This window comes from Microvirga sp. P4_G7, assembly GCF_056401005.1.
In genome coordinates, this window is record NZ_JBFUKD010000808.1 from 1 (window position 1) to 1,464 (window position 1,464).

Sequence of the window (1,464 nt, forward strand, 5' to 3'; positions counted from 1 at the left end):
ATCTTCTCCCGCTCGAAATAGGGGTTGTAGATCATCGGCGCCTTGAAGGTCTCGGTTGGAAAGCCGAGATGGGCGATGAGTCTTGTGGTGCCACGGATCATGATGGACGTTGTCTTTCCGTTCAGGCGGCGATGGCGACGGCCGCGCTGTCGCGGGCCGAGCGCTTCACAGCCTCGATAACTTTCAGCGTATTCAACCCTTCGCGGCCGGAGACGAACGGCGTCGCTTCGCCGCGAATGACGTCGCAGAAATGGCGGATCTGAAGTGTCAAAGGGTCATCGGGTACATAATGCACGCGCTCGCGGCGCAACGGCTCCCACCAGCTCCGCTTGTCCGGGTACGACCAGAGTTCGAGCTGCGGAATTGTGAGTGCGCCTTCGGTACCGCCGATCTGGTAGCAGGACTGGTCCTGCCGCGGATATGCAGGGTTCTCGCCGGTGGTCAACTCCCAGCTCCACGGCGCGACGACCGAGTCGGAAACATTGATGGTGGCGAGCGCGCCGCTGGCGAAACGAAGGATGATGACCGCGGTCTCCTCGACGGCATTCCCGCGAACCGCGTTCGATTCCTGGGCTTGAACGGAGACCACTTCACCACAGAGATAGCGGAACAGATCGACATCGTGCGTGAGGTTCAAGTACACCGGGCCGGCCCCCACCTCACGCCGCCAAGCGACGTCGAAATAGTCATCCGGCTTCATCAGCCAGAACTGCGCTGCGAGTGTCAGCACCCGTCCAAGCCTTCCTGACTCAATGATGTCCTTGGCCTTGCGGATCATCGGATTGTAGCGGCGGTGGTGGCCGACCAGAAGCGGGACACCTGCCCTCTCCGCCGCTTCCACGAGACGTGTAGCGCCTACAACGCCGTCTGCGATCGGTTTCTCGATCAACGCCGGGATGCCGGCCGCAATGACTTCCAACCCATTTTCCACATGCAGTTGGTTCGGGGTGGCGACGATGACGCCATCCGGCCGTTCCGCTGCAAGTGCCTCGGAGAAGCTCTCATACCAGGGTGCTTCCAACCTCCCGGCGAGCTCCCGGCCGATCGGTGAAGGGTCGACGATGGCGCAGAGCTCTGCACCTCGCTCGCCAGCGATGTGATCGGCATGGCGACTGCCGATAAGACCGGCTCCCATCACTGCGAGTTTGACTGGTTTCATCGATGGCTCCTAGCGAGACCGATCGTCGTAAGATTGCGGCTGCCATCTGCTGGATCGTCTCAGGTAGCTTCTGTCAGCCTCGTTCAGTGCTTGCGCAAAATGTCGCCGAGGAACTTCCTGGTGCGTTCGTGGCTCGGATTGCTGAAGAACTGCGCGGGCGGCGCCTCCTCGACGATCGAGCCGCTCGCCATGAAGATGACGCGATCGGCCACTTGGCGCGCGAACCCCAYTTCGTGTGTGACACAGATCATCGTCATGCCCTCCTCCGCGAGGCCGATCATGGTGTCGAGCACTTCCTTCACCAT

1 protein-coding gene and 2 pseudogenes are annotated in these 1,464 nt (G+C 61.2%); all 3 read right to left on the reverse strand.

From position 1 onward, the window contains the following. Positions 1 to 101: pseudogene (locus AC1DT3_RS20880) on the reverse strand (shikimate dehydrogenase); the annotation flags it as partial. Positions 102 to 121: 20 nt separating this feature from the next. Then, positions 122 to 1,159 (reverse strand): Gfo/Idh/MocA family protein, encoded by a 1,038-nt coding sequence (locus AC1DT3_RS20885; RefSeq protein ID WP_477467114.1) that lies wholly within the window; start codon positions 1,157 to 1,159, stop codon positions 122 to 124. Between the two features lie 83 nt (positions 1,160 to 1,242). After that, positions 1,243 to 1,464, reverse strand: a pseudogene (gene glnQ / locus AC1DT3_RS20890) (glutamine ABC transporter ATP-binding protein GlnQ); the annotation flags it as partial.